This is a genomic window from Acinetobacter sp. TAC-1 (assembly GCF_029025845.1).
Lineage (GTDB): Bacteria > Pseudomonadota > Gammaproteobacteria > Pseudomonadales > Moraxellaceae > Acinetobacter > Acinetobacter guillouiae.
Map to the genome: position 1 here is coordinate 1,808,112 of NZ_CP118892.1, position 26,243 is coordinate 1,834,354.

A 26,243-nucleotide genomic window follows, 5' to 3' on the forward strand; every position below is an offset into this window, starting at 1 on the left:
AAAAAATCCAAGCGATGGCTTGGATTTTCATCTTGAATCGAGAACGCGTGTTTAAAGTTTTTTACGGATAGGGCGAGCACTCATACGACAGAGTAACTCATAACCGATCGTACCATTGGCAGCAGCCACATCATCAACCAAACGATCTTTGCCCCACAGTTCAACGACTGTACCTAGCGGTGCATCTAAACCAGTGACATCAATTGCGATCATATCCATTGCGACACGACCAATGATCGCTGTCATTTGACCATTGATGCTGACATAGTTTTGTTGAGGAAAAGTACGCGGATAACCATCCCCATAGCCTATTGAAACAATGGCGATATCCATTTCATTTTTGGAGAAAAATGTAGAGCCATAGCCTACAGATTCACCTGCTTGAATATGATTGAGTGCAATAATTTCAGCGGTAAAGCTCATGACAGGTTTGATGTCTAGTTCAGCAACGCTTCGATCTGCAAAGGGAGACGCGCCGTAAAGCATGATACCTGGACGTACAAAATCAAAATTCAGTTCAGGCCATTTAAAAATGGCAGCAGAATTGCAGCAGGAAGCTAAGATCGGTTCACAAGCAGCTTTTACCTGTAAGAATTGATCTTTCTGTTGTTCATTTAACGGGTGATGATCCGCATCTGCATTGGCAAAATGCATGGCCAGCACACAGGTAAAACCTTCTGCTTTGAGTGATTGAATCACTTCAATAATTTCAGCAAACTTAAAACCCAATCGGTTCATACCGCTATTGAGTTTTACCCAGACTTTTAAACCTTTGTCGATATATTGTTTTTTATGTGCACGTAACCAAGCCAATTGTGGTTGATGATGTACAACGATTTCAAGGTTGTTTTCAAGAACACTAATCATTTCATCAGCGCTGAAAATACCTTCGATGAGAGTAATCGGTTGTTGATAGCCTAATGCTCGAATCTCTAAGGCTTCAGCAAGGCAGGCGACACCAAAGGCATCAGTCGCATTTAAGGCGGCTAAACAGTCCTTGACGCCATGTCCATATGCATTGGCTTTAACCATACTGACAATTTTAGCGCTTGGTGCAAGTTGTTTGACTCGGTTTAAATTATATTGCAGTGCTTCACTGTCAATATAAACTGTTGCTTGACGCACCCTAGTTACTCCTGAGGAATGGCAAAGATTGAATAATGCTAAATCGCATAAATAGAGATAAAAGCCTAACTTTAAAAAAAGTGCAGCTTTAAAACGCTAAATATTGTAGTCCTATCAGCTTTAAATAAACATAAACATTTGTGTTTTTAATGGTTTATTGATTTTGTATCGATAAAATTTTGTTAAGCGCTTTGCACATAATTTGTAAAGATATAGCACTTTATTTTTTAAATAAAATCGTACATTTTATATTTAAATTTAAGGATTTATTTCGGAGGGTATATGGGAACATGGTCACATGAACCATTTGGAAATGATACTGCAAGTGATTGGGCCTATGAGTTTGAAGAGCAAGATGGGCATGTTGTCATTGAACAAGCTTTTGATGAAATGATTGATATGGCAACCGAAGAGTTTATCGATGCCGATATTGGTTGTATTGCGCATGCTGCAGCAGATGTTTTAGCTAAATCATTTGGTGAAGGGATTGAAGAAAATGAATATTATCCTGAACCTGTAGAAAAATGGCTTGAACAGAATAAAAACAATGTCAATTATGCGCTTATTCCCAAAGCATTGACTGCATTATTATTATTGACCAGTGAAAACTCTGAATTGGATGAGCTTTGGCAAGATTCAGATGATTATGATGAATGGACTAAGAATATTGAAACGTTGAGAGAGACTTTAAGTTCCAAGATTTGAAGATTAAAATCTCATCTCAACAGCAGTGTTAAATGATGCTAAATCTATTGATCAGCATTATTCTTCATCTTGATATTGCGCATAATACTCAGGCGATAGATTACTAAAGCGCGTGTATTGACCTTCAAAGGCTAAACGCACAGTCCCGATCGGGCCATTACGTTGTTTACCAATGATAATTTCAGCTGTGCCTGCTTCTTTCGACTCTTTGTTATAAACCTCATCACGGTAAATAAACATAATTAAATCGGCATCCTGCTCGATTGCACCTGATTCACGTAAGTCGGACATTACCGGACGTTTATTTGGACGGTTTTCCAGAGAACGGTTAAGCTGTGACAGTGCAATAACAGGGCACATCATTTCCTTGGCAAGGGCTTTTAAGCTTCGTGAAATTTCACCAATCTCACCAACACGGTTATCACCCATGCCTGGTACTTTCATCAATTGCAGATAATCGATCATGATACAACCCAGCTTGCCGCCATGTTGTTTGGCAATACGTCGTGCACGTGCCCGAAGTTCCGTTGGTGGCAGTGCAGATGAATCATCAATATAAAGATGTTTTTCTTGTAGCTGTAAAATGGTTCCTGTGACTTTAGACCATTCATCGCCGTCAAGTTTACCCGAACGTAAATGCCCTTGATGGACTTTACCGTACGCTGAAATGAGACGCATGGCGATAGAGTCTGCTGGCATCTCCATAGAGAAAACCAGTGCTGGAAGATCACAGTTAAATAACACACTTTCTACAAGGTTCATGGCAAAGGTTGTTTTACCCATCGACGGACGTGCAGCAACAATGATCATATCACCAGCTTGCATACCAGAGGTTTTATTGTCTAACTCCATAAAACCTGTGGTTAAACCAGTGATATTGCCTTCCATTTGAGAAAGTTCATTTAACTTATCAAAAACGTCTGCTACAACTGAGGTAATGGCTTTTGGCCCTTGTGCTTTGGCATTATTATTATGTTGTTCTGCAATAGAGAAAATATTGGTTTCAGCAAGATCTAGAATTTCACTGACTTCACGACCTTTGGTGTCATAAGCATTTTGCAGGATTTCATTGCCCACTTTAATCATGCTTCTTAACGTTGAAAATTCTTTGATTTTGCCCGCATAGGTTTCTAGGTTATAGAAACTTGAAGGTGAATCTGACATCAATTGCATTAAATATTCTTCACCACCAATTGCATCAAGCAAGTTTTGCTTAATCAGCCAATCGTTGACTAAAACTGCATCATATGGAGAGTTTTCTTGTGCCAGTTTTTCGATTGCACGGAAGATATATTTGTGACGTGTTGCATAAAAATCAGTTTCATTCAAAGTATCACTGACTTGTTCAAAAGACTCAGCAACCGTCATCAATGCAGCCAGTACAGCTTGTTCAATTGCCAAGTTATGAGGAGGCGTGCGAAACTCTTTTAACTGAGCATTGTCTTTGTTTTTTGCATCAGTGCTGAAGGGATTCTGTTGAGCTGTGGCAGTTGCCTGAGACATATAAAACCTTGATTTTTAAATCGTGCAAAAACATTATTTACGTAATGTACGTGTGTACTGAAGTACTCACTTATCTTAATGCAAAATACTAAAAGTATCTAACAGTAATACCGATAAGTAGGGTAATGAATCAACTAGAAACAATTTCAGCTGATCCGAGGTAAAATTTAAAGATAAAAAAAGAGCATACAAAAGTATGCTCTTTTTTTCTGCAAGAAATTACTCAGATACGATAGTAACGAGAACTTCAGCAGTAACATCATGATGCAATTGGATTGCGATGTTAAATTCGCCAGTGTGACGAAGTGCACCGTTCGGTAAACGAACTTCAGCACGGTCAACAACAAGACCAGCATTTGTTAACGCGTCAGCGATATCACGAGTACCGATTGAACCGAATAATTTACCTTCATCACCAGCTTTCGCAGTGATAACGATGTTTACTTCGTTCAATTGGTCAGCACGTGCTTGAGCAGCAGCTAAAACTTCAGCTTCACCTTTCTCAAGTTCTGCACGACGAGCTTCAAATGCAGCAGTATTCGCTTCAGTCGCTGCAACTGCTTTACCTTGAGGGATAAGGTAGTTACGGCCGTAACCAGCTTTAACTGAAACTTTATCGCCTAATTTACCAAGGTTTTTAATGCGTTGTAATAAAATAATATCCACGGCTCAACCTCACTTATGATTGTCAGTGTAAGGAATCAACGCTAAATAGCGAGCTTGTTTGATAGCAAGCGCTAATTGACGTTGGTAACGAGCTTTAGTACCTGTAATACGGCTAGGAACAATCTTGCCGTTTTCAGTGATGTACTGTTTTAAAGTGTCGATATCTTTGTAGTCGATGTACGTAACGTTCTCAGCTGTAAAGCGGCAGAACTTGCGACGACGGTAAAAACGTGCCATTGATGTTCTCCTTATGCTTCAACAGAATCTTGAGCTTGTTGTGCTTCTTCACGTTGAGCTTTACGCGCACGTTTTTCTTCAGCACTCTTAGCGAGTAAAGATTCTTCAGTGATTGCGTTTTCACGACGGATAATCACGTTACGAAGGATTGCATCGTTATAACGGAACAATTCTTCTAATTCATTAAGCGTAGTTTGGTTACATTCAATGTTCATTAAAATGTAATGCGCTTTATGGATTTTGTTAATTGGGTAAGCCAATTGGCGACGGCCCCAATCTTCAAGACGGTGAATTTGACCTTCAGCATCTTTGATGTGAGAAATGTAGCGTTCTACCATTCCCACAACTTGATCGCTTTGGTCTGGGTGTACCAGAATTACGATTTCGTAGTGACGCATTGTCAGCTCCTTACGGTTTATACAGCCCCAACCTTAAAAAGATTGAAGCAAGGAGTCACAATCAGCATAAACTTTAAACAACAGTTTAAAAGCCAGTAGATTGTGCCGCAAAAATTGCGAGCGCCTATTATAGGAAAGTTTGCGCGCAAACACAATTTAATATTCAAATATTTATTGGAATAACCACTAAAATTTTACAGACCCGAGATTGAATTTCATCTTGTACCTATTTAGATTGAAAATGAATAAAAATATGGATCGCTAAAATGACAAACTACAGTACTGAAAAACTTGAAACCATTGATTCTTATATTGAAAACCCTACACAAGACTTCTACTTTGATGTTTTTGATGGTCGTTATGACATTGTCATGGTGGTGGATTGGAGAGAAGAGGATGATGCAATTATTGGCTATTGTGAAAATATTTTAGAAACTGGACAATTGTCTGCTGAACTTGAAAATGCTGATAATCAACAAGGTTTTAGCATCACAATTCATTATGGTGAAAAATCATTGTTGATTCCTTATCAAGGAGAAGGTGCTGATCGGGATACCACACTACGGTCACTCAATGAAATTTTACAACCTGAGTATGAAATCCGTTTCTGTAAAGCTTCTGATGGTTCCGACACATTAGAATTTATTCCACTTCCGAAAAAATTATGGGATCAACTGGATATGAAATATGCGGGAAAAATGGATGCGTTATTTGCTCGGTTTGAGCATGATTCTGTTTTTTTTGGAAGTTAATTGGGTCACTCAATTAGATGTTAAATTGAATAAAAACGTGAATTTATTGATTAGATTAATTCATGATTTATTTTGTGGTAATAAAAACACCACAAAACCCTTAAAGTTTGGATCAGTATCAAATTTAAGTTGCTGATCCCATTTACCATGTTGTACCAAGCCAATTTTATAAGGCAGTTTCAATGTTGAAGCCTTGGTTAAATAAGTCTGATAATTTGGAATAGTCGTAGAGCCTTGATAGGTTTGAATCACCATTTCATCAATATTTTCTCTAAATAGCCTTAGTGTATCTGGATCACGCAGATTGGCCCAATCCATCAAACTGGTGATGCTGAGTTGATAATGCTGTGGTAACTGCTTTCTAAGCTGTTGTAGAAATAAGCCATATGCTTTTAAATTTTTAGTTGGTGCATCAAAGTCGATTTGAATACCTTGAATGTGATTGCCTGCGCTTTCCCACTGTCGGACGCGTTGTAAAATTTTTTCTATTTCAGCGCCTTGCCAATTTAAATGATGATTTCGAAAAACTAACCATACTTTTTGATGTGGAATTTTAACCACAGAAATGCCTTGCTGGATCAAGATAGATTGGTTGGAATTTTTCTCCAGCCTAACTTCACCTTGTAAGATATAGATTTCCTTTGCTTTACTTAAATAAGGCGCAGACTTAATATTTCCCCAAATCCAAAAGGCATTATAGTCATTTGCATTGACCTGATCTGAGGCTGTTGCGGATTGACTCGGTTGACACGCCATTAATCCTAAACAACATTGGATTGTCAGTAGAACCGAGAAAATCTGTTTAAGCATGAATCAACTACCAATAATATTTTAAAGATTTTGCCCATATGGTATTTGGATAGTCACTTTTAATTTGTGCGAACCATTGTTTGCGTGTGGATTTTGTGGCCTCTTTTCCACCACAGACATTTATACTACTCGGCGAATAGCACATAACAGCACGATAAAGTGCATAAGCTTGTAATTCACTTTTAGAATTCGATTTAATAATTTCTTTATAAACTTCACCACGACTAAAAGTTTCACCTATAAAGGCATTTTTCGGCTGGCTAAAACTTGGACCATAGTAATAGTCACCATAAAAATTTTCTAAAGCAGTGCCTTGATTACGCATATATTCGCCTAGGCATAAACGATAAGTTAAATTTTTTGGATTTTTTTCTAAGCCAGCTGTTAAGGTGCTTAATTTAGGGCATTTGAGCGTTGGTGTAATTTCATGACCATTCCAAACAAAAACTTCGAAGTGGGGTTCTGACTTATAAGCTTTAATTTTGCTGTTGTATGCTTTGTATTCTGAGGCATCTTGAGGTAACCATGTAGTATATGCTTTATTGAATACCGCATAGTTTTGACTCATTAAGCTTTTATCTAATAATGTATATAAAGCCAGATTCTTTTTATCAGCTGAACTGTCTTTGGCAGTAATGATACTTTCTAAAGCTTTGACATCGGCAATTTGAGTAATGAATGCTTTCTGTAAGCTTGCTTGTTTGATTTTTGAATGATTTCCTAAAAAGGCATTTTGGTTATTGGTGTTTTTATAGTGAATCGCTAGGGCGACTTCTGCCAAAGCTTTTTGATAAGGATTAGCAGAAATTGCGAGTAAATGATCCCAATATTGTTCAACCAGATTTTTATCACTACTTTTTTCAAGAATGACTCCTTTAAGCGTATATTGGCTGAGTTCTAAATAATTTTGAATGGAATTAGGTTTTTGTTTCGGTAAATAATTTAACGCATCTTGCGGTTTTTTCTGAATAAAATACAAATGAACGGCTTGTAAATAACGGAACAACTCAGGTTGCTCCTTAAATACAGGTTTTTGTACATTTAACTCGGACCAGCTAATTGGCCGGTACTGCGTAGAATCACTCTGACGCATATACATCAGATCATAGATGGCTAAAAAGAAAGGATCGTTGAGTGTTTTTGCGTTGAAGTTTTCTAAACCAAATACCTTGCGATCTATTTCGGCCGCCAATGTGGACATATCGAGATTGTAATAATCTGATCTGGGGTGATCCATCTGCCAAATCATCTCTTTGACTAGCGCATCTTGTTGATTGGCAATCCAGTAGCCTCGGCGTAAAAAGCCTCTAGCACTGGCTACGTATTGACCTTTAGGGTAAAGCTTAAAATAATCAGTAATGCGATTAAAAAAAGTTTTAAGAAGTGCTTGATCAACTTTCTGAGTATCTAAATCACCATACGTTCCTAATGACTGGCTATACAACTCATTTAATGATGTGCGGATGAGCATGTATTGAGCTGTTTCTTTTAACCAAGGGTCATCAACTTGGCTTAGTGCTGTAAATATTTTAGTTGCTGAGGAATAGTTAGCTTTGTAAAATAAAATGATCCCATTTAAATAAGAAGCATACTGTTGAGCGGATTGTGTCCATTGTGCATTGACCTGAATCAATGGAATAGTTTGTTGACAATCTTTGATCTGATTTCGTTGTTCTAACAAGCTGCTTTTTTCGTTTTGAGATATTTTCTTGTGATTTGAAACTTGTTGAAGAAAAACTTCAGCACCAGATTTGAGCGTTATACAGCGCTCATCATAGACGTGATCATTTGCATCATAAAAAGTACGTTTGTTTGGAATCTTATTTTCAGATGCTTGAGTTAGTTCGGTTGGGTAAAAAGGGGCTAAGCCACTAGACGTATCCCATAAACTCATTTTATCAACTTCAAATGCTTTGATACTTGCTAAACCTTTGTCACTTAGCAGTAGCATCATGTTGGTTCTATTGTCATTGGCTGGATAGAGTATGGGGAGATTTAATATACGATATTGATTGTTGTTTAGGTCAAAAGTTGGTGATGCGATTTCTTCTGCAGCGCCAGCAAAGCTAGAAGTAGGGTGAACTACCAAAGGTAAACCGACAAGAAAGAAATATTGCAGTGTTTTATTGTTAAAAAGCATAAAGTGCCTATCGTTATAATAAAAATTTTAATATTTTAATTTTATTTATGCAGATAAAAAAAAGATAGAGAGAACTCTATCTTTTTTTAAAACAGTGGCAAATGAGGTGCAGGGGAGACATAACTAAAACTAAAGCTCACACTGAGCGCTGTAATTAGAATGACGGAATACAAAAAGTATTTTTTTGCCCAGACCTGATCATTTTCAGCTTTAAATCCAATAATCGATAAATATACCCAATAGGCACATAAAGCATTAAAGGTAATAAGGAAGAAAATGTTGGTATAGCCAAAACAATACAATCCATTTAAAACTGCAGCAAACAGAATAACGTAAATTAAACTTTCAACTTTCGTGCGAAAAATTGAACGGGCTACAGGTAAAATTGGAATATTTGCATTTTTATAATCATCAAATCGATAGATTGCAATTCCCCAAGAATGTGGCATTTGCCAGAGTGCATAAGCTAAAAAAATCAGCAAAGCGGCAACATCAAATCCGTTGGAAACAGCAGTATATCCAATTACAGGAGGGCTTGCGCCAGAAATACTTCCAATCACAGTTTGGTGAATGGTAGTACGTTTACTCCAAAGACTATAAAAAATCACATACACAACAAAGCCGAGTACAGCAAAGCCAAATGCGTAGGCGTTGACAAAAAACCACAACAAAGCAAAGCCAATTAAACCGAGCACAGCAGAAAAAATTAAAGCAACTGTTGGGCTGATGGTTTTTTTGACGAGCGCACGATTCATTGTACGTTGCATTTTTTGGTCAATGTCTTGGTCAATGACATTATTCACCACACAGCCAGAGGCAACGACAAGCGTAGTACCTAGTAATGTGATGAGAAGTAAAAGGAAATCTACAGAACCTTGAGCGGCTAAGAAAAAGCCGCCCAAAGTGGTAACGAAGTTACCAAAGAGAATTCCTGGCTTAGTCAGGAATAGATATTTTTTCAACATGACACCCTAGAGCATCATGTTTGAATGTAAGTAGTTCATGATCCATACAGAACCAATTAAGAGAACTGCAATCGTCAGAATCGTATAGATGAATGCAATCACATTCCAGCGTTGTTCAGAAGATGAATTCATGTGCAAGAAGAAAACTAATTGTACAAGAACTTGAGCAATCGCAGTGATCGCAATCGTTGCAACAACTGCACCACCAGTCATTCCTTTCATCACCATCCCGAAAGGGATGATGGTCAATACGACAGAAAGAATGAAGCCGATAGAGTATTGTTTGATGTTTCCGTGCGAAGCACCAGCAGCATTATGATCATGACTCATTATAAAGCTCCCAGTAAATAAACTACGCTGAATACACAGATCCAAACGATGTCAAGGAAGTGCCAGAACAAACTTAGGCAAGCAAGACGACGTGTATTTGGAACAGTCAAACCATTTTTCTTGATTTGAACCATTAACACGATCATCCAGACCAAACCAGATGTTACGTGGATACCATGCGTACCTACAAGGGTAAAGAACGCAGATAAAAACGCACTGTGGGTAGGACCATGACCAGCGTGAACTAAATGATTAAATTCATAAAGTTCCATACCGATGAATGTTGCACCAAAGAGCCAAGTGATAATTAACCACATAAGCACTTGGTTGACATTTTTCTTGTAAGAAGCAAGTACCGCAAAACCGAAAGTCACAGAAGAAATCAAGAGAGCAAAGGTTTCAACAAGTACGAAACCTAAAGACTCACCAAATAACTCTTTTGGACTTGGAGTACCAGGCGGAATATGACTGCTTAATACAGCGAACGCGATGAAGAGTGTACCGAATAAAATCAAGTCACTCATCAAGTATGTCCAGAAACCAAAGACGGTGATGTCTGTATCATCGTGATGATGATGTTCATCGTGTCCGTGGTTGTCGTGATGAAGTACTTCAGCCATATCCTTAGTCCTTCTTCAAGTGTTTTTCAAGTAAAGCATAACGCTCGTTTTCGATACGTTCTACTTCAGCAGCTGGTACGTAGTAGTCCACTTTTTTAGTGAATGAACTTACGATGAAGCTGATAACAGCACCAAGGAAAGTTGCAACGACTAACCACCAAATATGCCAGATTAAAGCGAAGCCCATTGCTGTAATGAACAAGGCAATAACAAAACCAGCAGCACGGTCAGTTGGCATATGAATATCTTCATATTTCTCAGGACGTGCATACGCTACACCATTCTCTTTGTCATTCCAGAAAGTATCAATACCATTGATTTTTGGAATTTCAGCAAAGTTATAGAACGGAGCAGGGGATGAAGTAGACCATTCAAGTACACGACCATCCCATGGATCGCCTGTGTTGTCCATGTTGTCGTGACGTTGTAAGAAACCAACAATAACTTGCATTAAGAAACAAGCAATACCGATTGCTACAAGCACAGCACCAAACAAAGCAATTGCTAAGTATGGGTCCCATTCAGGGTTGTCATATGTATTCAAACGACGTGTCATACCCATGAAACCAAGGATATAAAGTGGCATGAATGCAAAATAGAAACCAAAGAACCAGAACCAGAACGATGCTTTACCCCAAGTTTCATTTAACTTCCAACCAAACATTTTTGGCCAGTAGAAAGTGATACCTGCGAACATACCGAATACAACACCACCAATAATTACGTTATGGAAGTGAGCGATCAAGAATAAAGAGTTGTGTACCAAGAAGTCAGCTGGTGGAACAGCCATCAATACACCCGTTAAACCACCGATACCGAAAGTCACAAGGAAGCCAAGTGTCCAGTACATTGGTGATGTAAAGGTAATACGACCCTTATACATAGTGAATAACCATGAGAAGATTTTCACACCAGTAGGAATCGCAATAATCATGGTCATGATACCGAAGAACGCGTTAACGTTGGCACCAGCACCCATGGTAAAGAAGTGGTGTAACCATACCACGAAAGCAAGTACTGTAATCGCAATCGTTGCATACACCATAGACTTGTAACCGAACAACGTTTTACGAGAGAACGTTGAAACGATTTCAGAGTAAAGACCAAAAGCAGGTAATACTAAGATATATACTTCTGGGTGACCCCATGTCCAAATCAAGTTCACATAAAGCATTGGGCTACCGCCAAGCTCATTGGTGAAGAAGTGGAAACCGAAGTAACGGTCTAGCGTTAACATTGCAATTGTTGCAGTCAATACTGGGAAAGATGCAATGATCAATACTGCTGTACAAAGTGCAGTCCAAGTAAAGATCGGCATGTCCATAAGTTTCATACCAGGTGCACGCATTTTGATGATGGTAACAAAGAAGTTAACACCGGTTAAAAGCGTACCTAGACCAGAAACCTGAAGAGCCCAGATATAGTAGTCAACACCAACACCAGGAGAATATTGAATGCCAGAAAGAGGTGGATAAGCCATCCAACCTGTTGCAGCAAACTCACCTAATACTAGTGAAACCATCATCAAACCAGCAGCACCAGCAAATAACCAGAAGCTCACAGAGTTTAATAATGGGAATGCAACGTCACGCGCACCAATTTGAAGTGGTACAGTGATGTTCATCATACCAACAACAAGACCCATTGCTACGAAGAAGATCATGATTACACCATGTGCGGTGAAGATCTGATCGTAATGGTCTGGATGTAAGTAACCTTCACCGCCACCTTTTGCAAGGAACAGTTGAAGACGCATCATGATTGCATCTGCGAAACCACGAAGTAGCATCACAACAGACACAAGGATATACATAATACCAATTTTTTTATGGTCTACAGATTTAAACCATACATTCCAGAGGTAACCCCATTTTTTGAAATAGGTGATACCGCCGAAAACTGCAATTGCACCAAGAGCCATAATGACCATTGTTACAAGTACAATCGGCTCTTTAGGGATTGCATCCCAATTGAGTTTACCTAATAACAAAGACATGTCTTATTCCCCTACAGAAGCAGTTGCATGTTCAGCACCTGCATGTTCAGCGCCTGCATGGTCTGCACCATGGTAGTTGCTCATGTAAGTGTTGATAATGCTTTTGAACAAGTCAGGCGTAACTGAAGAATAATAAGTCACAGGATGAGGCTTAGTAGGGAATGGACCTTTACGTTCAGCTTCGTGTGCAGCTTTAAGTTCTTCTGGAGTATGCGCATTGTTCAGCATTGCTTCAATTTGGTGTTTAGAACGATCACCATCTTTGAGCGTAGCAAATTCAGTCGCATCAAGCGTGGTTTTTTGGATCGCTTCAGGATTAATTGAAGTACCTTTACCTGCTTTAATAGCGTCTACCCAAGTGTTGAAGTCAGCATCTGAAACAGCATGAGCTCTGAAACGCATTTGCGTAAAGCCATAGCCGCTATAGTTTGCTGAGAATCCACGGTAGCCATCTGCTGGACTTGGATGTTCTGCAAGCATATGTAACTTAGTTTGCATACCTGCCATTGCATAAACCTGACCTGCTAACTTAGGAATGAAGAATGAGTTCATTGTAAAGTTAGAAGTGATTTGAAATTCAATTGGTTTATTGACTGGGAAACGAACTTCGTTAATTGTAGCTATTTGTTGTTCAGGATAGATAAATACCCATTTAAACTGTTCAGCGACTGCTTGAATTTTTAAATGTTCTTCCATCTGACCTTGAGTATTCGTTAATGGTCTGTAAGGGTCATATTTGTGTGAACCCCACCATGTTAAATACGCAAGAATAGCAATAATAATACACGGGATACCCCATACTACAATTTCAATCGCAGTAGAGTGTGCCCATGTAGGTTTATAGTCTGCATCTTTATTTGACGCGCGATATTTCCAACCAAACCACAATGCCATCAAGATCGAAGGAATTACGACCAATAGCATTAAGTAGATCGCAGTCATCATCAGGCTACTTTGACCTTCAGCGACTGGACCTTTAGAGTTTAGAAGTACTATATCACCACCACACCCAGTTAAGAGTGCGGCGATCGCAGATAAAGACAATACAGCTAAAGTCGTTTGTCTCATTTTACAACCTCGGTGAAGAGTCCCATTCCCTATATAAATATGGGATAGCGATTAAAGTGCCGCATGATTGAAAATGACTATTATTTCTAAATAGAAAACATTCTCAATGATCTGACACCGCTACGTTGTAGGGCATTATGCCTCATATCGTCAAACTTAGCTATACATAGAGGTTGAATATATTGATGTAAAAATACCTGATATTTTTAGTCGGAATTATAAGGAAAACAAAAACATAAATTATTATTTTGTGCTTGGCTAGCGATAAAAAATGGCGGTATAACCGCCATTTGAATTATTCTGAAAGATCAATAACTTTGGTTTTAGAAATACGATCATGTAATGCATAATTCTCTTTAGAGAAAAACATGAACAAATCAACAATGAAAATGATGGCAATCAGAGGTAATACGCTCATAACTTGAGACAGGATAAGAAATAAAAATGAACGAACAAAAAATCCTCTTAGCGACCCTGGCAATTGATTGGTATTGACATCAACAATCTGCAGTTTGAATATTTTTTTACCAATAGATTGCCCAAATTTGGTAATCATAAAGCATTGAGTGATCAAGAGAATAAGTACAAAGACCATCAGAGCAATATTCAGATAGGCTGGCATACTTTGGCTGATCATTTCAGCAATTTTAACTTGGTTGTCTACTGAAAAACCATCTGAAGCAACTTTGATTGCATCTTCAGGCATAAAATAAGCAATAGCGATGAATTGGGGTAAAAACAAAAGGGCAAAATCGATAAGTTTGGCTGAGATTCGTTTACCTACAGGTGCTGCTTTAATGATTTTTTTTGTACTTTTTTCAATTTTTATATTGGTGATAGCCGGATTTTGTTGACGATCAATTTGTTCGTTGTTTGATGACGTTGGTGTGACATAACCAATAGGCTCATAAACAAGTTTACCTTGTGTAAGTTCACCAAGCGCTTTCCATTCCGTTAATCCTTGATGCCAAGCTAAATCTGTTAAAAGTACTTGCTGGCTTGCAAGCATTTGATTCAGTTGTTCAATTGAATACGGGCCAGCTTGTTGGTTATTTCTCGCCAAGTAAATTTGCATAAAACTCAATTCTCAAAATAAATCTAAAAGTACAAAATTGGTAGATGAAAATGAACATAACCGCAACTTTGTTCACCTACTTTTTTAAACCACTATGTATACTAGATTTTTGAATGTATTAACATTAAATTTACACGAAATCTTAAAATATCAAGAAAAATTAACCTATTTAGCAGCAGAAGGGTGACCCGAAAACTTGGTTTAACATTCAAACACAGATGTGAAAACTGAATACACCAACGATATATTGAATGTTTGCATCTACGTTAAAAACTAGCAATCTTAAACCTGATATTTAATAGAATATTAAAATCAAAGTTTAAAAAAATATACATAAAAAAGACCCTGCTAGAGGGTCTTTTTAAACGGCTTTGATTAAGATTGTTTAATCTTTTCTTCAGCAAGGAAGAACCAAGTATCTAAAACTGAGTCTGGGTTTAATGAAACAGATTCAATACCTTGTTCCATTAACCATTTTGCAAGATCAGGGTGATCAGAAGGACCTTGACCACAGATACCTACATATTTACCCGCTTTACGGCAAGCATGAATTGCCATAGAAAGTAATGCTTTTACTGCTGGATCACGTTCGTCAAACAAGTGAGAAACGATACCAGAGTCACGGTCTAAACCAAGTGTTAGCTGAGTTAAGTCATTTGAACCGATAGAGAAACCATCGAAGTGTTCAAGGAACTGTTCAGCAAGTAATGCGTTTGTTGGTAACTCACACATCATGATCACTTTAAGACCGTTTTCACCACGTCTAAGACCGTTCTGAGCCAATAACTCAATAACACGTTTCGCTTCAGATACTGTACGTACAAAAGGAATCATGATTTGAATGTTGGTTAAACCCATTTCATCACGTGCTTTTTTCAATGCACGGCATTCGAGTTCGAAGCAGTCACGGAAGTTATCAGATACATAACGGCTCGCACCACGGAAACCAAGCATTGGGTTTTCTTCTTCAGGCTCGTAAAGCTTACCACCAATCAAGTTCGCATATTCATTTGACTTAAAGTCAGACATACGAACAATCACTGGTTTGTCAGCAAATGCAGCTGCAAGGGTAGAAATACCTTCAACCAATTTTTCAACATAGAATTCAATCGGTGATGCATAACCTGCAGTACGTGCCAGAACTGCCGCACGTGTTTCGCGTGGTAGGCTGTCGATGTTTAACAACGCTTTTGGATGCACACCAATCATACGGTTGATGATGAATTCTAAACGTGCAAGACCGATCCCTTCGTTTGGAATTTGAGCAAAGTCAAATGCACGGTCAGGGTTACCTACGTTCATCATAATTTTGAACGGAAGTTTAGGCATAGATTCGATCGAGTTACGTTGAATTTCGAAATCTAACGCACCTTCATAAATAAAGCCTGTATCACCTTCAGCACAAGAAACAGTGACTTCTTGACCATCAACAAGCACTTCTGTTGCATTACCACAACCTACGATGGCAGGAACACCAAGTTCACGGGCAATAATTGCCGCATGACAAGTACGACCACCACGGTTAGTTACAATTGCAGCCGCACGTTTCATCACTGGTTCCCAATCTGGGTCAGTCATGTCAGATACAAGAACATCACCTTCTTGTACTTTGTCCATTTCTTTAATTGAGGTAACGATACGAACTTTACCAGAACCAATACGTTGACCAATTGAACGACCTTCACAAAGAACTGTACCTTTTTGTTTAAGGAGGTAACGTTCCATTGTGCCGACATTCTCACGGCTTTTTACCGTTTCAGGGCGTGCTTGAACGATATAGATTTGGCCATCATCACCGTCTTTTGCCCATTCGATATCCATCGGCGCTTGATAATGTTCTTCAATGATCAAGGCTTGTTTAGCAAGTTCTTGAAGCTCTAAATCATTTAAAGCAAATTGCTGACGATCTGTTTTTTCAACATCAACAACCACAACAGATTTACCCGCAGCACCTTCTTCACCATAAATCATTTTTTGGTGTTTAGAACCAAGATTACGGCGAATAACGGCATGTTTGCCATTTCTTAGAAGTGGCTTAGAAACATAGAATTCGTCAGGGTTTACTGCACCTTGTACAACCATTTCCCCTAAACCGTAAGAAGCAGTAATAAATACTGCTTCACGGAAACCAGATTCTGTATCAAGTGTAAACATTACACCTGCAGCACCCGTTTCAGAGCGAACCATACGCTGAATACCAGCAGAAAGCGCAACAATATCATGTGCAAAATTTTGGTGTACACGGTAAGCAATGGCACGGTCATTATAAAGTGAAGCAAAAACTTCTTTAATTGCGATAAGAACGTTGTCGATCCCACGAATGTTTAAGAAAGTTTCTTGTTGACCCGCAAATGAAGCATCTGGTAAGTCTTCAGCAGTTGCAGAAGAACGTACCGCAACAGCGATGTCAGGATTACCGTTAGAAAGGGCAGCAAATGCTTCGCGAACTTCAGTCTCTAGACCTGTAGTAAGTGGAGTTTCTACAATCCATTGACGGATTTTTGCACCAGTTTCTGCCAGTGCGATTACATCATCAACATTTAATGCTGCAAGTTCTGCATTGATTTTAGCATTTAGGCCACTTTGCTCTAGGAATTCGCGATATGCATCAGCAGTCGTTGCAAATCCACCTGGAACCGATACACCAGCATTTGCTAAATGACTGATCATTTCCCCAAGTGAAGAGTTTTTACCACCCACGATCTCAACGTCGTGTTTACCTAGTTTTTCCAGACCGATTACGCGTGCTTCCAAAGTTGTTACTCCACTTATGCAGTATTAATCACTATCTTGGCATGAAATTATAACAAAAAACTTAGCATTTTGATTCAACTAAGTGATAGTCATGTAAGATGGGCTTACTATAAAGATTATACATCGCTAAGACAAATGTTTGAGGAGATTTTTAATGTCAGAAAGTAACCAAATAAAGCGGAGCGTATTTTTTATTTCTGATGGTACAGCGATTACGGCTGAAACCCTTGGGCATTCATTATTAGCGCAATTTCCTCATGTAAAGTTTGATATCCATATTATTCCCTATATTACCTCTGAAGAAGCTGCAATGAATGTAGTCGAAGAAATCAATAAAAGGGCGGATAAAGATGGTCAACAACCTTTGGTATTCGATACTTTGGTTGACCCTTATGTTCGTGACATTATTAACACTGCAAATGCTGTAAATCTTGATGTTTTTGAAGGGCTTATTAGTAAGTTGTCGGACGTTTTAGGTACACCGCCTACAACTTTAGTCGGACAAACCCATGCTGTGACGGATTCTGAGTCGTATAAAGCACGTATTGATGCTGTTCATTTTGCTTTGGATAACGATGATGGGGCACGTACCCGCCATTATGACAAAGCAGATTTAATCCTGATCGGGGTATCGCGTTCTGGTAAAACTCCAACTTCAATTTATTTATCTTTGCAGTTTGGTATTCGAGTTGCAAACTACCCATTGACCGAAGAAGATTTAGACGATAATCGCTTACCTGCGGTACTGAAAGAACATAAAAATAAACTATTTGGTTTGATGATTGATGCTGAACGTCTCGTTGCCATTCGTTCTGAACGTAAAGCCAATAGTCGCTATGCGAGCTTTTCGCAGTGTCAGATGGAGCTGCGTGCTGTTGAAGGGATCTATATTTCTGAAGGGATTAAATATTTAAATGTTTCAGAGATGTCGATTGAAGAAATTTCAACACGCGTTTTACAAATGACAGGTCTAAAACGTCGTATTGGATAATCCATCATTATATTTTTTGATGTGTGTTGTGGTGTAACAACAGTATTGAGCTGAATCAAGATTTGGCTCTTTTTCTTTTATGTTTATTATTTTTTATAGTGTGATTTGTTATATGAATAAGATATTAAAAGTGAGTTCATTTTTCATACTTGTAAGTGGACAAAGTATATTTGCACAACAAACCAATGCTGAATCATTGAGCAAATTTGAAAATGGGTTGGTTGAAAAATATTATCAAAAAACCTGTTCAGGACGTGCTGAATGCGATCAGTACAATGAAAAAATTTCCAATGAAATTGAAAATAAAATAAAAAATGATTCATCGAGTTTTGCATATTCGTTTGCAAAACTCACTGAAAAAAATATGCTGGATATCCATTACAGCCCTGATCGAAAAATCAAATTTTATACAATGGACGTTTCTGCTGGGGGAACGATGAGAGAACCATATAGTTTAATTCAGGTGAAGCGAAGCAATGGATTGGCGTCCCAAGAGTTAGCTCAAGTGGGATTTATCGATAAAATTGCGCAAGTCAAAATTAAAAATCAGGACGTTTATTTAGTCACCAGTCTATTTATTAATAGTACTTGTTCAAGGGGCTATCGCATTAACTCCTTTATATTGAACAACGGCAAATTTGTCGCGCACCCCATTTTTGAAACCAAGACTCAAAAACTTGATTCAATTGGTGTTGAAAATGATTGTCAGGAATGGGAGCGTTCTGCTGAAGATTTTATCCGTATCTCAAAAGACTTAAAAAATATTGATATATTGGTGGTGAATGCTTCAGGAAAATTGACCAATAACTATTTACGTTATCAAAAAGCTCCACAGGGTTATCGTTACAGTGGTGTGGTCAAATAATTAAATAAAAGAGGCCTAAAAGCCTCTTAAATTCAAACCTTCTCAAACTATTATTCGTAAGTGGTAATAATCACATCCACTAAATGTTCAATTCCTTCCATACTTTGTACTGCATTTTCAGTAATTTTAACGACTGGCCAAGTGATTAATTTACAGTTTTTATGTTGTAATGCTGTGTAGTAAGTATCTGATTTTAAAAATACTTTACTCTTTAACGCAGAGTTCGGCATCAACTGACGTTTTAACCATTGTTCCTGAACTTGCGACTCTAGATAACGAATCGCCAACATTGATTTAACACGATGATTAAACAAACGACGATTTTTGATAATCAAAGGGTGCGAAATTAACTTTTGAACCCCTTTTTCAGTTTGCGGTAAAATAAAAGCGGGTGTGATTTGAAACACTTTTACAAATTCAGCACTGTTTAAAACGTGGCTAAGGTGTGTGACTGTAAGTTGATTTGCACCAATAATTGCCACGTTTAAACCGGTAAAATCGGTGAGTTTAATCTCAGTAGATGCAATAATTTTACCTTTATAATGCTTAAAAAATTCCGGCTGATTTTGAAAAAAACCTTCATTTTGACTCTTTTTCCTATCGAGCATATTATTTCCTTTTTATACTAATTGGTCGCAGTGGGTTCTGACGTTAATTGATATATCCAACTTGGGACTTTAGGTAAAGACTTTTCAGGAATCTTGTCAGTCACGCTAACCATGGCATCAATCGGGATATGGAACCATTTTTTATTGCGATCTACTACATTTTTGCCATGAAATTGAATGATTTGAAACCACGGGTTACGGCGTCCTTCCACTGTTCTTCCGCCAATTTTCGAAAATTTATTCATTGCTGCATATAATTTTTCTTCAGGAAGCCCGAGCTTAATGACGTTGTCACGCATTTTATTGATTAATGGTAAGTAGGCCAAAATACCCAGCATCAAACGTGGGTCGATTACTCGTGCAGCCATTTGGGCAAGCTCAATGACGCTTTTATTGATCCCTTGTGCTTCCATTACACTGAAACCCACACCTAAATGCCGTGCTTCATCGCCATTAATCAGTTCAAAGGCTTGGTGGCAAACTGGATCATCTACAGTATCCAATAAAAAGGTACATAAAGCGCCATCCAAAGCCACTTCAAGCATGGGAATCACTGCGCCTAAAATATAAAAAGGCATTTCATCGGCATAGGTATCTAGCCATTCAATAATCAAGCGTAAATTTTTATTTGGTTTAGGGATATCACCATCTAACATTCCCCAGCGTTTCATGAGCGCCATTTCTGCATTGGCATGGCGTTGTTCTTCGGCATGAAAGATGGCGTACATCTCCCGTAAAGTTGCCGTTGGCGCTTTTTTTGACATTGCTGAAAATGCACGGGCACCTACATGCTCAATCCACATCAGATCTGCCATAAAGTCTTTAAGTTTTGGCCATTGTTCAGCTGTAACCAGCTCACGGCCTGGTGCATCCCAATCAATATCGGATAAAGTCCATTGTGTGTTTTTGACTTTATCTAACATTTTTTCTAAGTCAATTGAAGCCATAGCAAATCTATCAAAAATAAGGATTTCATTGCATTTTATTTAATATTTCTGTGAATCAATTGGCAAAGATATTCATTGTGGAATGATGAAAAATATCAACCCAGTAATGGTTTGATTTTGAATGTGAAAATTTAGCTAAGTGATTGAGATAAAAAGAAAGACTTGTCATAAAAGGACAAGTCTTATCATTTGGAGCAATAGATTGTTTAACAATTAAAATTTATCTTCTGGTGTTTCAAGTTCTTTAACTTCAACTTGTTGAACAGGGTGGGGCTGAGGCAATTCAGGCTGTGAATTTGTTCTGAGATATTCCAAGTCTCGAATATTCTTTTGTACAGCAACAGCGCCGAAGAGGCTAAGTAAAAAAGCCATGATATAAAAACCTTTCTCACTGAGTGCCATGGTCGCATTCCATAAACCCAATGCGAGCAGAACGATACAGATCACCACTGAAGCCCAACATAGTCCATAATAAATTGCTGTGACTGGCTGACCTTCAAGTTTATCCCGAACAACTTTTTGTAGTGAAACAGCAGAAAATAGACCATAAAGGATCAGGATTAAATAATAGCCTTTTTCATTTAATAGAATTTGTGCATTGAATAAACCGACACAGTAGGCTGCCGCACCAGCAAGTAAAGCCACCCAACTGACTGCAATAAAAGCAGGGGTGGGTTTATTGATATATTGGTTCATTGTTGTTCCTTATTACTATTTTACTGATTTTTCTATGTTCTATTATGCTGATTTGAAATGAGATGGCAAATCTTTTCAATTTATGAGAGCTAATTCAAATAGAGTTTAAGTGTGGGAAATAATAAATAGTATTTTAAATCAATTGGATATTTCAGCTATAGAACAGTTAAATCAAAAAAAACCAAAATGAAATTTGTCATTTCATTTTGGTAAAGAGGAAAACATGATTGATTTGTATTATTTTTTTAAATCCATCAATAAACTAAAGTTGTCTAGGCGCTTCTGTGTATCATAAATATCGCAAGTGAAAATAAATTCATCTACCTGATATTTTTCTAAAAGTTGCTTTAAACCGTTCTTCACTGTGTCTGGTGAGCCAATTTGCGCCATACCTAAGAAGTTTTGTACTGACATTTTCTCTGATGCTGACCATCGGCCTTCCATTGTTGCTACAGGCGGTTTCAGTTTTAAACTTTGTCCTGTCAGTAATGCAAGAATACGTTGATACACACTTGTGGCTAGATACTCTGCTTCCTCATCGGTTTGGGCGACCACAGTAGGAACCCCCATAGATACAAACGGTTTATCTAAATAGGCGGATGGTTCAAAATTGTCACGATAGAGCTGAATGGCTTGTCCTAACATTCTCGGTGCGAAATGTGAGGCAAATGAATAAGGAAGCCCTAATTTAGCCGCCAGTTGTGCGCTAAAAAGACTCGATCCTAAAAGCCACACAGGCACATGCGTACCTTGCCCAGGTGTTGCTTTAATTCTTTGCTGAGGCACTGCATCGGCGAAATAGCTTAAAATTTCTAAAACATCTTGTGGAAATTGCTCTTCTGTTTCTTGACGACCACGTCTTAATGCACGCATGGTGGTTGGATCTGTTCCGGGCGCACGACCTAAGCCGAGTTCAATACGATTTGGATAGAGTGTTGCCAAGGTACCAAACTGTTCAGCAACCACTAAAGGTGCATGGTTGGGTAACATAATCCCTCCCGAGCCCACTTTAATATTTTTTGTATTGGCTAAGATGTAACCCAGCAATACAGCAGTTGCGGAGCTGGCGATACCGTCCATATTATGATGTTCAGCTAACCAAAGGCGATCAAAGCCTAACTGTTCTGCATGCTGAGCAAGTTGCAATGCATGCTTAAGAGAAAACTCAACTGTTTGATCTTCTCGAACAGGTGCGAGTTCTAGGATAGAGAACTTCGTATTCTTTAATGCGGTATCTGTTAAAGACGACATTTTTAAACTCGAAAATAATATATATCGAAATAATACGATATAAGTGTGCAAATGTATATCGAAAATTGTCGATATTTGGTGGTTTTGATGTTGATTTTATTATCCAAAAAAAGCACCCGAAGGTGCTTGATTTAAATAATTGGATATTAATTTTGGACTGAAATTAATTTTTCCAGTTATTCCAATGATTCTTGTTTTTGTAGTGACCATAATGGTTGCCATTGTCTTTACGATAGCCACGGTCATTGTAGCGATAATCAACATTACGGTAACCGCCACGATCATATCGATCATTATAACGTCCATAACGGTTGTCATAGCGGTCATCATAACGACGGTCGTCACTGACTTTTTGACCTAATGCCGAACCACCAGCAGCACCAAGACCTGCGCCAATATAGCCACCAGTTGAAGTACCCGTCACATTACGACCTACGGTATAACCACCAGCACTACCTAAAGCACCACCGATGATCGCACCATTACGGTCACGTTTATTTGATGAAGCGCCTGCGCCAACACCGCCACCGATTGCAGAACCAATCATCGCGCCTGTTGAACCACCCATTTGTTGGCCAATCGCAGCACCCACCACACCACCAAGTGCAGATGTTAATGCTGTATTGGTTGAGTTGCCTGCATGCGCAGTCGTCATCATTGTTGCTGCAATTACAGTTGTACCAAGGATTGCTTGTAATTTCATTTTAAACTCCTGATCGAAGCTTCTTCGAATTCTTTAACTTGAGGCTAGAATAACGAAACATTTAGCAATAATTATGGATTTGAATGTAAGCAATTTCTGTGTTTTGTGTGTGGATTGTATATTTGGCTGATTAATTTATTCATATTATGTGAATATTAAACTTAATTTTAAGTAAAACCTTATTTTGTACAATCAATATTAAGCTATGAATCATTACTTGTAGTTCTACACGATTGACAGTTTATCTAAGATGAAACAAAACAAAAAAGCACCCGAAGGTGCTTGATATCATTCACGGATCAATTAGTGATGACGACGGTGTTTTTTGTAGTACTTTTTATTGTACTTACGTTGATCTGCATGGCGGTCTTGAGAAACTTTTTTACCGAGAACCGAACCACCCGCCGCACCAGCAGCAGCACCAATATAACCACCTGTGGTACCACCCATATTTTTACCTACGGTATAACCACCAACACCACCTAAACCACCACCGATTGCAGCCGCAGTACGGTCTTTTCTATTGGTTGATGCTGCTGCACCACCTGCACCGCCTACTGCTGAACCAATCATTGCGCCAGTGTTACCACCGATTTGTTTACCTACAGCAGTACCAACGACACTACCTAGAGCAGAAGTTGCTGCAATACGTGTTGAGTTATCAGCATGAGCACTTACTGTAAATATTGAAGTTACTGCCAATACAGTACTAAATATGATCGTATTAAATTTCATGTGTTGCTCCATGTCCTTATCTGGACAGTTCTATCTCTATTCGATGTGGCAAATGTAACAAAAATTTTTCCAAAAAATGTGGAGAGGGATCTGAAAATTGATAGCGTTTGGTATCTGAATGTATGTTTTCTATTAAAAGTGATTTTAAAACACCCATATTAGTCAACAAATAGCATGAATAATGGAGAATAAAAGCATCTAATCAAAAATCATGCGGATCATATTGTTATAAATTCTACAGCTTATCTTGATGGTGCTTATATAAATGTGTCATTTAAATGGCAGAATCGGTAAACTAGGCACAATTTTAGAATTTTCTTACCAATTTTAAATGGGCTGTTATAAAGCTCGATGTTTTTTGGTAAGGCTTAGCTTGAGAATGTATTTAAAATGAAAGAATCGTTACGTTTACGATTAGACCAACTTTGTGATCGACATGAAGAGTTAGAAGCATTATTGGCAGATGTTGAAGTTATTTCAGACAATAAGCGTTTTCGTAATTTGTCCCGTGAGCATAATGATTTATCAGAAATTACCGATGTTTGGAAAAAGTACAAGCAAGCTGAAGAAGATATTGAAACAGCAGAAGCAATGTTAACTGATCCAGATTTTAAGGATATGGCTGTTGAGGAAATCAAAGAGAACAAAGCTTTAATTGAACAACTTGAAGCTGAGTTAAATATTCTCATGATTCCTAAAGACCCAAATGATGCCAACTCGGCATATTTGGAAATCCGCGCTGGTACCGGTGGTGATGAAGCAGCGATTTTCTCAGGTGACTTATTCCGTATGTATAGTAAATATGCTGAAACTCAAAACTGGCGTATTGAAATCTTATCTGAAAATGAAGGCGAGCATGGCGGATATAAAGAGATTATCTGTCTAGTGAATGGTGAAGGTGTTTACGGTCGCTTGAAGTTTGAAAGTGGGGCGCATCGTGTACAACGTGTTCCAGCCACTGAGTCACAAGGTCGTGTACATACTTCGGCATGTACTGTGGCAATTCTTCCAGAAGTTGATGTAGACACCACAGTAGAGATTAATGCTGCGGATCTACGTATCGATACTTACCGTGCTTCTGGTGCGGGTGGTCAGCACATTAACAAAACTGATTCTGCTGTACGTATTACCCATCTTCCAACAGGTACTGTGGTGGAATGTCAGGATGAACGTTCACAGCATAAAAACAAAGCAAAAGCGATGGCGTTACTGGCTTCACGTTTAGAGAATGCGAAACGTGCTGCAGCCGATGCAGCAACATCCGAAATGCGTCGTGATTTGGTGGGTTCAGGGGATCGTTCGGAACGTATCCGCACATATAACTATCCACAAGGTCGTATGACAGATCACCGTATCAATTTAACTTTATATAAGTTAGATGCAGTAATGGAAGGTGATTTGACTGAGCTACTTGACAGCTTACATCGCGAATATCAAGCAGATCAGTTGGCGATGCTTGCACAACAAAATGGTGGTTAATGAATATTGCACAGGCTTTGGCCTTACGTGGAGAAGCTGAAAGTTATGAGCGTCAAGAAAATGCTTGGTTACTTGAGCATATTTTAAAAATTGATGCTTTTGATTTGTCACTTAAATCTACGCAAGAATTAACTGCTGAGCAAGAACAGCAATATGTCGAGGGTCTAGCGCGGATTGCTGCGGGTGAACCCTTGGCTTATGTAACTGGCTCACAACCATTTTGGACTTTGGATTTAACCGTTACCAAAGATACTTTAGTTCCTCGTCCAGATACTGAGGTATTGGTTGAAACGGTTTTAAATCTTGATTTGCCTGAAGATACTCGTATGGTTGATTTAGGTACGGGTACAGGTGCGATCGCATTATCGCTGGCAAGTGAGCGTCCAAATTGGTCTATTATTGCCACAGATATTTATGAACCGACTTTAGAGGTTGCTTTACATAATGCTGAAAAGCATGACTTGGGGCAGGTCAAGTTTTTTCTAGGAAGTTGGTTTAAAGCTTTGAATCGTCAATTTTTTGATGTGATAGTTTCTAATCCACCTTATATTGATGCTGATGATGAGCATATGCCGCATCTTGCTTCTGAGCCTGAACGAGCTTTGGTTGCTGAGCAGCATGGTTTGGCGGATATTGAACATATTGTTCAGCAAGGTAAAAAATGGTTGGCGACTCAAGGTTGGATCGTACTTGAGCATGGTTATGATCAAGCTGAAGCGGTACAAAACATTTTTAAAGGTGCTGGTTTTAAACAGGTCAGAACTGTTAAAGACTATGGCGGTAATGATCGTGTCACGTTAGGTCAGTGGCCAAATTAGTTTTGC

General features: G+C 38.5%; 26 protein-coding genes. 6 read left to right on the forward strand and 20 right to left on the reverse strand.

Going from position 1 to position 26,243, the window contains the following annotated elements:
• Positions 1-51: 51 nt before the first annotated feature.
• The gene (gene alr / locus PYV58_RS08365; RefSeq protein WP_034613409.1) at positions 52-1,125 is read right to left on the reverse strand and encodes an alanine racemase; all 1,074 of its coding nucleotides are present in this window, start codon (positions 1,123-1,125) and stop codon (positions 52-54) included.
• 282 nt (positions 1,126-1,407) lie between these two features.
• Here alr and PYV58_RS08370 point away from each other — a divergent pair, with 282 nt between their 5' ends.
• Complete coding sequence (locus tag PYV58_RS08370; RefSeq protein ID WP_004719330.1) at positions 1,408-1,830, forward strand: DUF4259 domain-containing protein; 423 nt, start codon at positions 1,408-1,410, stop codon at positions 1,828-1,830.
• A gap of 57 nt (positions 1,831-1,887) precedes the next feature.
• Here the strand turns inward: PYV58_RS08370 and dnaB are convergent, their stop codons facing one another.
• The 4 genes from dnaB to rpsF form a co-directional block, all read right to left on the reverse strand.
• Positions 1,888-3,333 carry a replicative DNA helicase gene (gene dnaB / locus PYV58_RS08375; protein ID WP_004719332.1) on the reverse strand — a complete coding sequence of 482 codons (1,446 nt, stop codon included), beginning with the start codon at positions 3,331-3,333 and terminating at the stop codon, positions 1,888-1,890.
• 219 nt (positions 3,334-3,552) lie between these two features.
• On the reverse strand, positions 3,553-3,999 hold the full coding sequence (rplI, locus tag PYV58_RS08380) for a 50S ribosomal protein L9 (RefSeq protein WP_004719333.1): 447 nt from the start codon (positions 3,997-3,999) through the stop codon (positions 3,553-3,555).
• A 9-nt stretch (positions 4,000-4,008) separates the two neighbouring features.
• Entirely contained in the window at positions 4,009-4,236 is a 228-nt protein-coding gene (gene rpsR, locus PYV58_RS08385; RefSeq protein WP_004719336.1) for a 30S ribosomal protein S18, read from the reverse strand.
• 11 nt (positions 4,237-4,247) lie between these two features.
• Positions 4,248-4,634, reverse strand: coding sequence for a 30S ribosomal protein S6 (gene rpsF, locus PYV58_RS08390; protein WP_004719337.1), 387 nt, complete (start codon positions 4,632-4,634; stop codon positions 4,248-4,250).
• Positions 4,635-4,900: 266 nt separating this feature from the next.
• Here rpsF and PYV58_RS08395 point away from each other — a divergent pair, with 266 nt between their 5' ends.
• Positions 4,901-5,386 (forward strand): hypothetical protein, encoded by a 486-nt coding sequence (locus tag PYV58_RS08395; protein WP_034613411.1) that lies wholly within the window; start codon positions 4,901-4,903, stop codon positions 5,384-5,386.
• A gap of 60 nt (positions 5,387-5,446) precedes the next feature.
• On the opposite strand, the gene PYV58_RS08400 is transcribed toward PYV58_RS08395, so the two are convergent.
• From PYV58_RS08400 to ppsA, 9 genes are all read right to left on the reverse strand, one after another.
• The gene (locus tag PYV58_RS08400; RefSeq protein WP_034613412.1) at positions 5,447-6,196 is read right to left on the reverse strand and encodes a DUF3142 domain-containing protein; all 750 of its coding nucleotides are present in this window, start codon (positions 6,194-6,196) and stop codon (positions 5,447-5,449) included.
• 7 nt (positions 6,197-6,203) lie between these two features.
• Positions 6,204-8,336: a hypothetical protein gene (locus tag PYV58_RS08405; protein WP_034613417.1), complete on the reverse strand. Its 2,133-nt coding sequence runs from the start codon at positions 8,334-8,336 to the stop codon at positions 6,204-6,206.
• An 86-nt stretch (positions 8,337-8,422) separates the two neighbouring features.
• Positions 8,423-9,301, reverse strand: coding sequence for a heme o synthase (cyoE, locus tag PYV58_RS08410; protein WP_004719345.1), 879 nt, complete (start codon positions 9,299-9,301; stop codon positions 8,423-8,425).
• A gap of 6 nt (positions 9,302-9,307) precedes the next feature.
• Positions 9,308-9,634, reverse strand: a complete 327-nt coding sequence (gene cyoD, locus PYV58_RS08415; RefSeq protein WP_171066910.1) for a cytochrome o ubiquinol oxidase subunit IV — start codon at positions 9,632-9,634, stop codon at positions 9,308-9,310.
• Positions 9,631-10,251: a cytochrome o ubiquinol oxidase subunit III gene (gene cyoC, locus PYV58_RS08420; RefSeq protein WP_004719350.1), complete on the reverse strand. Its 621-nt coding sequence runs from the start codon at positions 10,249-10,251 to the stop codon at positions 9,631-9,633. Before cyoC ends, cyoD begins: the two co-directional genes overlap by 4 nt.
• 4 nt (positions 10,252-10,255) lie before the next feature.
• Positions 10,256-12,247: a cytochrome o ubiquinol oxidase subunit I gene (gene cyoB / locus PYV58_RS08425; protein WP_004719352.1), complete on the reverse strand. Its 1,992-nt coding sequence runs from the start codon at positions 12,245-12,247 to the stop codon at positions 10,256-10,258.
• 3 nt (positions 12,248-12,250) lie between these two features.
• Positions 12,251-13,315 (reverse strand): ubiquinol oxidase subunit II, encoded by a 1,065-nt coding sequence (gene cyoA / locus PYV58_RS08430; protein ID WP_004822435.1) that lies wholly within the window; start codon positions 13,313-13,315, stop codon positions 12,251-12,253.
• 295 nt (positions 13,316-13,610) lie between these two features.
• A complete protein-coding gene (locus PYV58_RS08435; RefSeq protein WP_034613420.1) occupies positions 13,611-14,390 on the reverse strand; it encodes an RDD family protein in 780 nt (259 codons plus the stop codon).
• 375 nt (positions 14,391-14,765) lie between these two features.
• Positions 14,766-17,144 carry a phosphoenolpyruvate synthase gene (gene ppsA / locus PYV58_RS08440; RefSeq protein ID WP_004719359.1) on the reverse strand — a complete coding sequence of 793 codons (2,379 nt, stop codon included), beginning with the start codon at positions 17,142-17,144 and terminating at the stop codon, positions 14,766-14,768.
• Between the two features lie 154 nt (positions 17,145-17,298).
• Here ppsA and PYV58_RS08445 point away from each other — a divergent pair, with 154 nt between their 5' ends.
• Together PYV58_RS08445 and PYV58_RS08450 are read left to right on the forward strand one after the other, a co-directional pair.
• The gene (locus PYV58_RS08445) at positions 17,299-18,135 is read left to right on the forward strand and encodes a pyruvate, water dikinase regulatory protein (RefSeq protein WP_004719361.1); all 837 of its coding nucleotides are present in this window, start codon (positions 17,299-17,301) and stop codon (positions 18,133-18,135) included.
• Positions 18,136-18,247: 112 nt separating this feature from the next.
• The gene (locus PYV58_RS08450; RefSeq protein ID WP_227504230.1) at positions 18,248-19,000 is read left to right on the forward strand and encodes a hypothetical protein; all 753 of its coding nucleotides are present in this window, start codon (positions 18,248-18,250) and stop codon (positions 18,998-19,000) included.
• A 50-nt stretch (positions 19,001-19,050) separates the two neighbouring features.
• Here PYV58_RS08450 and PYV58_RS08455 read toward each other — a convergent pair whose 3' ends face one another.
• The 6 genes from PYV58_RS08455 to PYV58_RS08480 all read right to left on the reverse strand — a co-directional run bounded on the left by PYV58_RS08455 (position 19,051) and on the right by PYV58_RS08480 (position 23,940).
• A complete protein-coding gene (locus PYV58_RS08455) occupies positions 19,051-19,608 on the reverse strand; it encodes a hypothetical protein (RefSeq protein WP_034613434.1) in 558 nt (185 codons plus the stop codon).
• Between the two features lie 17 nt (positions 19,609-19,625).
• Positions 19,626-20,555, reverse strand: a complete 930-nt coding sequence (locus PYV58_RS08460; protein ID WP_034613436.1) for a ferritin-like domain-containing protein — start codon at positions 20,553-20,555, stop codon at positions 19,626-19,628.
• Between the two features lie 213 nt (positions 20,556-20,768).
• Positions 20,769-21,251 carry an inner membrane protein YiaA gene (yiaA, locus tag PYV58_RS08465; RefSeq protein WP_034613439.1) on the reverse strand — a complete coding sequence of 161 codons (483 nt, stop codon included), beginning with the start codon at positions 21,249-21,251 and terminating at the stop codon, positions 20,769-20,771.
• Positions 21,252-21,488: 237 nt separating this feature from the next.
• Complete coding sequence (locus tag PYV58_RS08470) at positions 21,489-22,502, reverse strand: LLM class flavin-dependent oxidoreductase (RefSeq protein ID WP_004822422.1); 1,014 nt, start codon at positions 22,500-22,502, stop codon at positions 21,489-21,491.
• Positions 22,503-22,665: 163 nt separating this feature from the next.
• Complete coding sequence (locus tag PYV58_RS08475) at positions 22,666-23,205, reverse strand: glycine zipper domain-containing protein (RefSeq protein ID WP_034613441.1); 540 nt, start codon at positions 23,203-23,205, stop codon at positions 22,666-22,668.
• 303 nt (positions 23,206-23,508) lie between these two features.
• Complete coding sequence (locus PYV58_RS08480) at positions 23,509-23,940, reverse strand: hypothetical protein (protein WP_004822418.1); 432 nt, start codon at positions 23,938-23,940, stop codon at positions 23,509-23,511.
• Between the two features lie 390 nt (positions 23,941-24,330).
• Here PYV58_RS08480 and prfA point away from each other — a divergent pair, with 390 nt between their 5' ends.
• Together prfA and prmC are read left to right on the forward strand one after the other, a co-directional pair.
• Positions 24,331-25,419 carry a peptide chain release factor 1 gene (prfA, locus tag PYV58_RS08485; RefSeq protein ID WP_004719378.1) on the forward strand — a complete coding sequence of 363 codons (1,089 nt, stop codon included), beginning with the start codon at positions 24,331-24,333 and terminating at the stop codon, positions 25,417-25,419.
• Positions 25,419-26,237: a peptide chain release factor N(5)-glutamine methyltransferase gene (gene prmC, locus PYV58_RS08490; RefSeq protein WP_034613446.1), complete on the forward strand. Its 819-nt coding sequence runs from the start codon at positions 25,419-25,421 to the stop codon at positions 26,235-26,237. The genes prfA and prmC overlap by 1 nt, the downstream gene beginning before the upstream one ends.
• Positions 26,238-26,243 lie beyond the last annotated feature (6 nt).

What these genes read in the sequence shown, in the direction of transcription:
- PYV58_RS08460 (WP_034613436.1), bottom strand. Translation starts at nt 20,555, where the DNA reads ATGGCTTCAATTGACTTAGAAAAAATGTTAGATAAAGTCAAAAACACA.
- PYV58_RS08450 (WP_227504230.1), top strand. Translation starts at nt 18,248, where the DNA reads ATGAATAAGATATTAAAAGTGAGTTCATTTTTCATACTTGTAAGTGGA.
- PYV58_RS08455 (WP_034613434.1), bottom strand. Translation starts at nt 19,608, where the DNA reads ATGCTCGATAGGAAAAAGAGTCAAAATGAAGGTTTTTTTCAAAATCAG.
- PYV58_RS08400 (WP_034613412.1), bottom strand. Translation starts at nt 6,196, where the DNA reads ATGCTTAAACAGATTTTCTCGGTTCTACTGACAATCCAATGTTGTTTA.
- rpsF (WP_004719337.1), bottom strand. Translation starts at nt 4,634, where the DNA reads ATGCGTCACTACGAAATCGTAATTCTGGTACACCCAGACCAAAGCGAT.
- cyoA (WP_004822435.1), bottom strand. Translation starts at nt 13,315, where the DNA reads ATGAGACAAACGACTTTAGCTGTATTGTCTTTATCTGCGATCGCCGCA.
- PYV58_RS08405 (WP_034613417.1), bottom strand. Translation starts at nt 8,336, where the DNA reads ATGCTTTTTAACAATAAAACACTGCAATATTTCTTTCTTGTCGGTTTA.
- PYV58_RS08475 (WP_034613441.1), bottom strand. Translation starts at nt 23,205, where the DNA reads ATGAAATTACAAGCAATCCTTGGTACAACTGTAATTGCAGCAACAATG.
- cyoE (WP_004719345.1), bottom strand. Translation starts at nt 9,301, where the DNA reads ATGTTGAAAAAATATCTATTCCTGACTAAGCCAGGAATTCTCTTTGGT.
- PYV58_RS08395 (WP_034613411.1), top strand. Translation starts at nt 4,901, where the DNA reads ATGACAAACTACAGTACTGAAAAACTTGAAACCATTGATTCTTATATT.
- rpsR (WP_004719336.1), bottom strand. Translation starts at nt 4,236, where the DNA reads ATGGCACGTTTTTACCGTCGTCGCAAGTTCTGCCGCTTTACAGCTGAG.
- cyoB (WP_004719352.1), bottom strand. Translation starts at nt 12,247, where the DNA reads ATGTCTTTGTTATTAGGTAAACTCAATTGGGATGCAATCCCTAAAGAG.
- prfA (WP_004719378.1), top strand. Translation starts at nt 24,331, where the DNA reads ATGAAAGAATCGTTACGTTTACGATTAGACCAACTTTGTGATCGACAT.
- PYV58_RS08480 (WP_004822418.1), bottom strand. Translation starts at nt 23,940, where the DNA reads ATGAAATTTAATACGATCATATTTAGTACTGTATTGGCAGTAACTTCA.
- cyoC (WP_004719350.1), bottom strand. Translation starts at nt 10,251, where the DNA reads ATGGCTGAAGTACTTCATCACGACAACCACGGACACGATGAACATCAT.
- PYV58_RS08470 (WP_004822422.1), bottom strand. Translation starts at nt 22,502, where the DNA reads ATGTCGTCTTTAACAGATACCGCATTAAAGAATACGAAGTTCTCTATC.
- PYV58_RS08435 (WP_034613420.1), bottom strand. Translation starts at nt 14,390, where the DNA reads ATGCAAATTTACTTGGCGAGAAATAACCAACAAGCTGGCCCGTATTCA.
- PYV58_RS08370 (WP_004719330.1), top strand. Translation starts at nt 1,408, where the DNA reads ATGGGAACATGGTCACATGAACCATTTGGAAATGATACTGCAAGTGAT.
- yiaA (WP_034613439.1), bottom strand. Translation starts at nt 21,251, where the DNA reads ATGAACCAATATATCAATAAACCCACCCCTGCTTTTATTGCAGTCAGT.
- prmC (WP_034613446.1), top strand. Translation starts at nt 25,419, where the DNA reads ATGAATATTGCACAGGCTTTGGCCTTACGTGGAGAAGCTGAAAGTTAT.
- PYV58_RS08445 (WP_004719361.1), top strand. Translation starts at nt 17,299, where the DNA reads ATGTCAGAAAGTAACCAAATAAAGCGGAGCGTATTTTTTATTTCTGAT.
- dnaB (WP_004719332.1), bottom strand. Translation starts at nt 3,333, where the DNA reads ATGTCTCAGGCAACTGCCACAGCTCAACAGAATCCCTTCAGCACTGAT.